The sequence below is a fragment of the Lysinibacillus sp. NPDC059133 genome, assembly GCF_042755925.1.
In the GTDB taxonomy this organism is placed as follows: Bacteria; Bacillota; Bacilli; order Bacillales_A; family Planococcaceae; genus Lysinibacillus.
In genome coordinates, this window is the sequence record NZ_JBHZDH010000097.1 from 1 (window position 1) to 8,371 (window position 8,371).

Below are 8,371 nucleotides of genomic sequence, written 5' to 3' on the forward strand. Positions count from 1 at the left end.
CTGCAGGGTCTCGGGCCAACAGATGTTTTTTGCGCGAAAGCGAAGCGGCAGCGGCACCGATGTTGGTCACGAAGGCGTTATCACAGGATGTGATGCTTTTAGCCTTCGTTCCTCTATCGCTAATCCCCGAGGAGTCGCCCAGTCTCCACTTCAATCAACCTATTTCTATAATATACTTCCTATTAATAATTACAGTTCCTAATTTTAACTATTTTTTTCATTTTTCGTATATAAAAACAATAAAAACATTCTACGATACCGACTTTAATTTTCGTGTAAAAAAATAATAAAAACATCCTGCAATACTGACGAAAGCGCCAAAGTATATACCGTATTTTGTTGCAAGCATGGAAATACTTTCAATGTGTTTTCCAAAGAATAAACCAAGTGTAAAGTAAAGCAATGTCCAAACAAAACCTGCTGTGTAGTAATACAAAGCGTATTTTTTAAACGACATGTTATTCATACCCACCAAATACGGGAGTATATGTCTAACAATTGGTATGAAATAGCTTATAACTAAAGCAAAATGGCCATATCTATTTATTAGTTCTTTTGACTGTAATAAATATTTAGCCTTGTTCTTTTTCACCAATTTATCAAGTATTTTATGGCCAAACACTTTTCCAAGGATAAATCCTAAGGAAAGTCCTGAAACTGCGCCAAGATAAGTTAATACAAAAGCTTTCAACACACCCATTTTTCCTAAAGATGATAAAAATCCACCACTCATAACAATCATCTCATCAGGAAGGGGCATACCCACGATTCCTAGCCATAAGCTGAAAAATAAAGCGAAATAACCGTATTGCTCAATATATGATAAAAGATCTTGTAACCCCATTAACTAGCCCTCACATTTCCAAGTTTGCAGCTGAGCACATAGGCAGGTGGAAGGTTAATCCATACTTTTTCATGTGAAATATCCTCAAAATAATTTTGAATAAAGGATTTCCTAACAAGTGAGTATTGGAATGTGATAAATTCTCCGTCCTCTAAGCATTCCTTTACATTTTGCAAAATACGTGATGAAATGGCAGGATTCAATGATGTAAAAGGTAATCCAGATACGACATAATCAATTTTTTTAATATTTAATGCTGACATATATATGCATAAATTCTCAGCTGATCCATGTATTACGATTATACTCGGCTCATGTTCAAATTGTTCATGAAGCTTTTTATAAAAAATTTCATTATTTTCTATAAGAATTAACATTGTTGACTGCTCTTTTCTTTTCACCAATTCTTTCGTAAATGAACCCGTACCCGGACCTAGTTCAACAATACATCGGGCATTTTCAAAACAAATTTGGTCGACCATTTTTTTCGCTAATTTTTTTGAACTAGGTGAAATCGCACCTATCGTTTTTGGATGTTTTATAAATTCAGTAAGGAACGTTAACATAAATTTTCTCCCCGCTCAAAGTATTATTTGAATACTTTTAATATAAAGAGCATTTCTTAAAGATTTCCGAGGAGATTTCTTAAATTTTTCTTAAGAGACAGAAAAGGTTGTTAGGTCATTGGTTCTAATAATTATTTCCCTCACAATATAGTCATACAATTGCTTCCAGTAGAATAGAAACCTATATAAGGAATAATTGATACGGAAAAATAAGTGGGGTGTGAAAGGATGCTTAAACTAAATGATGCAAAAGAATTGGTACTCGGAATTGTACAACATGACCCATTGTTTGTCGTACTACAAAATACACCTTCAGAAAAATTACTTTATAATGACGGCTATTTAGCGCATATTGAGGAAACAAATTATTATTCTACTTCAGAAGTCGCTAGCTGGTTTGAAATAACGGATGCGATGCTTCGCTATTATATTAAACCATTTGAGCAGTATATTTTTGATAATGCTACGAATAGCCCAAACACTAATATTCGTTTGAGCCTTCCCGCCATCTTAAGACTTCGCATGATATTACTGCTAAAAGATGAACACCGCGTCAAAGGCTTAAAGCTTTTACTAGGAATTGATGATAATGGTCAACTCATCAAACATCAAATAACTGCAACAACTATGGGTACTGATGATTTAGCGAATAAGGTTGATGTTCTTGGAAATGTACTTCAGCAAATGATACAAACTGGACTTTTTAATATTCTTCCCGATGAAGAACATGGCGCCATACAAGTGACGATCAATCAAGACTTTCTCGCACAAAAAATTCAATTAGTATCCTCTGAATCGGATCTTCAAGTAGAAGACATTCAAAAAGAAACAGCAGAGCTTAAACTAGAAAACGAAAATTTACAAAAACAAATTTCAGAACTCCAAGAGCATAGCGTGAAGGATATTGTTCAAAAAATTCGTGAGCGTCATATTGAAAATGAGATTGTGTCGACATTACGGACAGAAGCATTACAGCAATACTCTATAGAAAATAAGGCAGGCTATTTCAGAAAACTTTTTCGTTCCTCTCAAATTGAGATGGAAAAAGAGCAATTTGTGTTGAGTTATATTTCGAAGTACCTAGAAGAACGTTTAGAAGTAGCATTGAATAATTATTATGGAGAATAAATATCTTCAAGCTGTTGGCACATGTAAAATTGTCATCACTTTGCGGAGAACATGAAGGAGTCTTTTAAAAGAAGCCATTCATGTTCTTTTTTTATATCGCAGTAGCCATTTGGCCCCACTGTTTAGAGTTTCATTGTATAGTAATTTATTTTTTGAAAATTGGCCTTATAATCATTATAAAGAACAGTCGAAGGGGTGACATGTATGGCAATGATTGAAGTCAATAATCTAACTAAAAAGTTTGGAGATTTTTATAGTGTACAGAATGTGGACTTACAAATCGAAAAAGGTGAAGTGTTCGGATTTTTAGGTCCCAATGGTGCAGGTAAATCTACAACAATTCGGCATTTAATGGGTTTCTTACAACCTACACAAGGACAGTGTTTTATTAAAGGGTTGGATTGTCGCCAATCTACCGCTGAAATTCAAACATTTGTAGGCTATTTACCTGGTGAAATTGCGTTTATCGATAAAATGACTGGACAACAATTCATCAAATTTATTGCGCAAATGCGGGGGTTAAATGATTTAACAAGAGCTCATGAACTCATGCAATACTTTGAATTAAATGCCACTGTGCTAATTAAGAAAATGTCAAAGGGTATGAAGCAAAAAACTGGTCTCATTTGCGCTTTTATGCATAACCCTGAGATCGTCATTCTTGATGAACCGACAAGTGGATTAGATCCTCTTATCCAGACAAAGTTTATCGATTTTATTTTAGCTGAAAAAGAAAAAGGAACGACCATATTCATGTCCTCTCATATGATTGAAGAAATTGAAAAAACTTGTGACCGTGTAGCGATCCTTAATGCTGGGAAAATTGTTGCAACGGAAACAATTGCTGACTTAAAAAAGCGAAAATCTAAAAAGTTTTTAATAGAATTTCAAAGCGAGCAAGAGCTATCTCGTTTTTTAGGCGAGCAACTTAAAATTGAACAGATCGGGCCAACACAAGTAATTATAAAAATTCAGGGTAATGTCCAAACATTGCTTCATACATTAGCAGACTATAAAATTAATGACCTCGATATCATTTCACAATCACTTGAAGATATATTCATGCATTACTACGAAAGTGGAGGTGAAAAATCATGAACTTTACTTTGCTAAAACATGAAATGCTAGCTACTATTAAACTTTTTAGTATTATACTCGCTGTATTAATGCTCTATATCATTAGTATTGTCTATATGTATAACCCTGAAATGAGCAATACCCTTAATAAGCTTACCGAAACAATGCCTGAATTGATGTCAGCATTTGGTATGAGTAACATAGGTAATTCGTTAATTGAATTTCTATCTACCTATTTGTATGGATTTTTATTACTTGTTCTGCCGTTAGTCTTCATTATTATGTTGGCAAATAAACTAATGATGGGCTATATCGATAATGGTTCCATGGCATACTTAATTGCGACACCGAATACACGTTTTAAAATTGTCTTCACGCAAGCATTTTTTTTGGTTGCTAGCATCTTTACACTGCTCACAGTAACAACTTTTGTAGCAGTCATATTTTCAGAGATTCTATTTCCAAATGAATTGGATATAAGTGCTTTTTTGACATTAAATATCGGTCTTTTTTTCTTACAATTTGCCATTAGTGGCTACTGTTTTTTTGTATCCTGCAGTAGCAAGGATTTAAGAACCTCTTATGCGTATAGTACAGGAATTCCAATTCTTTTTTATTTAACTCAAGCGCTTAGTAATATGGGTGGTTCTTTAGAAAAGCTTAAGTATTTCACCATTTACTCATTGTTTGCACCTGAAAAATTAATGGCTCAAGATAGCTCGTCTATTTGGATGATAGGGGTATTGTTTGTCATTGGGATGCTATGCTATATGCTGGCGATTCGTGTTTTTGTAAAGCGTGATTTGTATTTATGAATGCTAAAGGTAAAAATCTGCTTGCTTTCTTGGAGCAAGCAGATTCTTAGACCTAAACCTTATTGTTTCAAAGATGCTAAATTACCAATGAAGCGCAATAATCGAAAATGAATCATTGCTAACTCCTCCACATTTAAATCCTCATCTCCGCTGTCTAACCACTCTTGAATAACACCTAAAATCGCGGAAGTTAAAAAAGCCTCAAAATATTGTTGGAATTCTGCATCAAGCCCCTCCCCTTGAATCACAGAGATTCTGTCCAAAATATGATTACTAAAAACTTTCTTCATCCTCTTACTAAAAGCAGGGCTTCCTTGTTCCCCTAAAATTACTCGAAAGGCTGCTGCATGCTTTTTAATGCATTTAAACACTTCGATAAACGGTTGATACAGTTGACCTGTTTTTATCGTGTGGAAGGCATCTAGTGGTTGAACATTTCTTACATAGCTTTCTAGCTCATTTAATAGCTCCTGTTGCAAATCCTCCATCACTTCATATTTATCCTTATAATGTAGATAAAAAGTACCTCGATTAATGTTTGCAGTAATAGCTAAATTTTTTACTGTTACTCTTTCAAAACCTTCTTCCTCTATTTGTATAAGTAATGCATTTTTTATAGCTCGTTTTGTTTCAAAATTCATCATATCGTGAATAGACATTTAGAACCCCCATTGTATTATCACTTTATTCTGTTAGTATTTAGCAATGTTGTTAGATGGTCACATCAATGATCACAATAAGGTCAAATAGTGCTAGTCATTACAGCGTTACCTTATTTATCGGCATTCTTCTTAGTTATTTCCATTAATCAGATTTAGTAAAATGGCTATTTTAAAAATTTTTAAGTGTTTGAGGGAAAAACTATAGCACCGAGAATGCACCCCTATCATAGAAACCCCCAAAATAAAACAATACGATTCATTTAAATTGGCATTAGTCCATCTTAAGAGTGATTTAGGCAGTCTGATTTTACCTTGCTCGAAAATGTTGAAATCCATAATCACTTAACACTTTTTAGTTATCTGTTTATTGAAATTCCTAATACACTGCCTTAAAATTTCAGATATCAACACTGTGTTTAGTAAAGGAGAGATGGCTATATGGGAAATAGTGCAATCTTATTGAATTCCATAGAAAAAAAGTTTCATCAAAAACAAGTAATTGCCCCGCTTTCCTTAGAAATTCCAAAGGGACAGCTAATTGGCTTACTTGGCCCTTCAGGCTGTGGGAAAACGACGTTAATTAAAATGATTATGGGAATGATCAAGCCCGACAATGGTCATATTCAAGTGTTAAATCATACAGTCCCCCATAAGCAATTACTAACGGATATCGGCTATATGGCACAATCTGATGCACTGTATTTGGATTTAACTGGTGAAGAGAATCTTCATTTTTTTGCTAAGCTCTATCGATTATCAAAAAAAGAACGTGTGGAGCGTGTCCATTATGCTGCAAGCCTTGTTCATTTAACAGATGATTTAAATAGTAAGGTGTTGAATTATTCTGGAGGGATGAAACGAAGATTATCTCTTGCAATTGCCCTTATCCAAAATCCAAAGTTGTTGATTTTAGATGAGCCAACTGTTGGGATTGATCCCGTATTGAAAAAGGAAATTTGGCAGGAGTTAATTCGTCTAAAAAACGATGAACATAAGACAATTCTAGTGACGACACATGCAATGGACGAAGCAGAGCGCTGTGACCAGTTGGCTATGCTTCGAAATGGTCATATTATCGCGCATGGAACACCACATGATTTGAAAGCTTATTATCAGGCAAAGGACTTTGATGAAGTGTTTTTAAAGGCTGGGGGTGAAGCTCTGTGAGAATCGGCGCAATTGTTACAAGAATTATGCAGCAAATGATACGCGATAAACGTACACTCGCCTTATTATTTTTCGCCCCTCTTCTTGTGCTTTCATTAATGTATTTTGTTTTTAATAGTAACGAACCTGAAATGACACTAGTCGTATCAAATGGCCCTGCATCAATAATTGAAAAGCTTGAAGAGGCGGATTTTCAAGTTATCGAAAAAAATGATGATTTTACTATTGCCAGTTTAAAAGATGAAAAATATGATGGCTGGTTAGCCTTTCATCAAACTCAATTGAAGCTCACATTATTAAATGATGATCCGTCAACAGCCAAGGCTTTAAAGATGAAGCTTTCTCAGGTTTTGCAGCCAGAACAATCTGCAATGATGAAGTTGACGACTGATTATGTATATGGCGATGAAAATACCGCTATTTTTGATATTTTTAGCCCGATGCTAACAGGCTTCTTTGTGTTCTTTTTCGTCTTTTTAATTACAGGTATAGCGTTGTTAAAAGAACGAACTTCAGGAACATTGGAGCGCTTACTAGCAACACCGATTAAACGTTCTGAAATTGTTGCTGGTTATATGATTGGCTATGGATTGTTTGCTTTAATTCAAACGACTATTATTGTTCTATTCGGGGTTTATGTCCTTGATATTGTACATGTCGGCTCCATTTGGCTTGTGCTACTAATCAATATTGTCGTTGCACTTGTTTCATTATCATTAGGAGCTCTCTTATCAAGTTTTGCTGCATCAGAATTTCAAATGATGCAATTTATCCCGCTTGTCATTGTGCCGCAAATTTTCTTTTCAGGTATTTTTCCACTGGATAATATGGTGGAATGGCTGCAAAATATTGGTCGAATTATGCCTCTTTACTATGCCGCTGACGCGTTAAATGGGGTTATGTATAAGGGCTATTCCTTTAGTGAAATTCTAGCCGACTTAGCAATTCTTGCTTGCTTCGCTTTTGTATTTATTACATTAAATATTGCAAGTCTAAAAAAATATCGATCATTATAATCAAAAAGTATTGGTACAAAAAAACTACCTCTAAATTCAGAAGTAGCAGAGTTTTACAAATAGTAATTGTGTGTACTATGATGATAGTTGGACCTTTTATATTTTGTGCTAATTTAATACGGTTGTATGAAGTTGTATAAACTCATAACTCCCCTCCTAGATTTTTTTTATCTAGGGGGTTTTAAAATTTTAAAAAGAAAGAGTATATATTCTGTAATATTAAAGACAAGCAAATGTACATGATAGTTTACTACATCATAACTTGTTTGTAATGTTGCACATATTATAAAAATGTACATTACTAAATTCAATTTTGTGGTGTACGTTTTTTATTTTGCTTTCATTTCTATTGATTCAATAAACGATTAAATAATTTACAGAAAAATAAAAAAATAAAATTTCTATTTTGTGAGGTTAATAAATGTATTGGTATGAATACTGCCCGAAACATATCGACAATAAATATCAGTTACTTGTATTCAAAGGAAATCAGCCATTTCTACCTTTAACGGATTACTACCATGATTGTTTAAGGAGAATTGATAAGAGTTCTGCAACATCTTAGCTGCCTATGCCACTCAATGATCTTTAATTAACACCTCCGTTTGTTTAAGTACATTTATTCACAAACTTAATTTTAAGTAGCTTAGGCGTACCTAAGTGTAATTACCATTTATTATTATTCTTATGGCTTTTGCTATAAACGTATTCTGTATTTTTAATTCCTATCCAATTACTAATTGAAATAATAATCACAATAAAAATTCCAAATAAAACAAATGCCACACTGTAATGACCTAAGAATAATAAAACAAACGCCGCAACCAATAGTAATATCATTATAATTATTACCGAGATTTGTAATTTCCCCTTCTTCTTATCATTCATATGTTCAACCTCCTATCAAATCGCCAACATTTTTCCGCATCTTTTAATATGGTTTATTCTACCATATTACCATAATTTACAACACCCTCTAATATGTACCTTATTCAACTAAACTGCTTCGTTAGTTCAATAAAGAAAAAAAGAGCTGCATAAGCAACTCAATAATTTTCCAATAATGCACCTTTTTGTTTAATAAAATTTTGAAACA

General features: G+C 33.7%; 10 protein-coding genes. 6 read left to right on the forward strand and 4 right to left on the reverse strand.

Going from position 1 to position 8,371, the window contains the following annotated elements; all coding sequences use genetic code 11:
* Positions 1-250: 250 nt before the first annotated feature.
* Both ACFXN8_RS25810 and ACFXN8_RS25815 read right to left on the reverse strand, forming a co-directional pair.
* On the reverse strand, positions 251-844 hold the full coding sequence (locus ACFXN8_RS25810) for a DedA family protein (protein ID WP_386848247.1): 594 nt from the start codon (positions 842-844) through the stop codon (positions 251-253).
* Positions 844-1,410, reverse strand: coding sequence for a class I SAM-dependent methyltransferase (locus tag ACFXN8_RS25815; RefSeq protein ID WP_376078908.1), 567 nt, complete (start codon positions 1,408-1,410; stop codon positions 844-846). Before ACFXN8_RS25815 ends, ACFXN8_RS25810 begins: the two co-directional genes overlap by 1 nt.
* Positions 1,411-1,638: 228 nt before the next feature.
* Here ACFXN8_RS25815 and ACFXN8_RS25820 point away from each other — a divergent pair, with 228 nt between their 5' ends.
* The 3 genes from ACFXN8_RS25820 (at position 1,639) to ACFXN8_RS25830 (ending at position 4,430) form a co-directional block, all read left to right on the forward strand.
* Positions 1,639-2,538, forward strand: a complete 900-nt coding sequence (locus tag ACFXN8_RS25820) for a hypothetical protein (protein ID WP_376078906.1) — start codon at positions 1,639-1,641, stop codon at positions 2,536-2,538.
* Between the two features lie 204 nt (positions 2,539-2,742).
* Positions 2,743-3,636 (forward strand): ABC transporter ATP-binding protein, encoded by an 894-nt coding sequence (locus ACFXN8_RS25825; RefSeq protein WP_386848248.1) that lies wholly within the window; start codon positions 2,743-2,745, stop codon positions 3,634-3,636.
* Positions 3,633-4,430, forward strand: a complete 798-nt coding sequence (locus tag ACFXN8_RS25830) for an ABC transporter permease (RefSeq protein ID WP_386848249.1) — start codon at positions 3,633-3,635, stop codon at positions 4,428-4,430. The genes ACFXN8_RS25825 and ACFXN8_RS25830 overlap by 4 nt, the downstream gene beginning before the upstream one ends.
* Before the next feature lie 59 nt (positions 4,431-4,489).
* On the opposite strand, the gene ACFXN8_RS25835 is transcribed toward ACFXN8_RS25830, so the two are convergent.
* Complete coding sequence (locus tag ACFXN8_RS25835) at positions 4,490-5,089, reverse strand: TetR/AcrR family transcriptional regulator (protein ID WP_386848250.1); 600 nt, start codon at positions 5,087-5,089, stop codon at positions 4,490-4,492.
* 441 nt (positions 5,090-5,530) lie between these two features.
* Here ACFXN8_RS25835 and ACFXN8_RS25840 point away from each other — a divergent pair, with 441 nt between their 5' ends.
* The 3 genes from ACFXN8_RS25840 to ACFXN8_RS25850 all read left to right on the forward strand — a co-directional run bounded on the left by ACFXN8_RS25840 (position 5,531) and on the right by ACFXN8_RS25850 (position 7,840).
* Entirely contained in the window at positions 5,531-6,259 is a 729-nt protein-coding gene (locus ACFXN8_RS25840) for an ABC transporter ATP-binding protein (protein WP_376078901.1), read from the forward strand.
* Complete coding sequence (locus ACFXN8_RS25845; protein ID WP_386848251.1) at positions 6,256-7,275, forward strand: ABC transporter permease; 1,020 nt, start codon at positions 6,256-6,258, stop codon at positions 7,273-7,275. Before ACFXN8_RS25840 ends, ACFXN8_RS25845 begins: the two co-directional genes overlap by 4 nt.
* A 421-nt stretch (positions 7,276-7,696) precedes the next feature.
* Positions 7,697-7,840, forward strand: a complete 144-nt coding sequence (locus tag ACFXN8_RS25850) for a hypothetical protein (RefSeq protein ID WP_386848252.1) — start codon at positions 7,697-7,699, stop codon at positions 7,838-7,840.
* A gap of 101 nt (positions 7,841-7,941) precedes the next feature.
* Here ACFXN8_RS25850 and ACFXN8_RS25855 read toward each other — a convergent pair whose 3' ends face one another.
* On the reverse strand, positions 7,942-8,163 hold the full coding sequence (locus ACFXN8_RS25855; protein ID WP_386848253.1) for a hypothetical protein: 222 nt from the start codon (positions 8,161-8,163) through the stop codon (positions 7,942-7,944).
* Between the last annotated feature and the right edge of the window lie 208 nt (positions 8,164-8,371).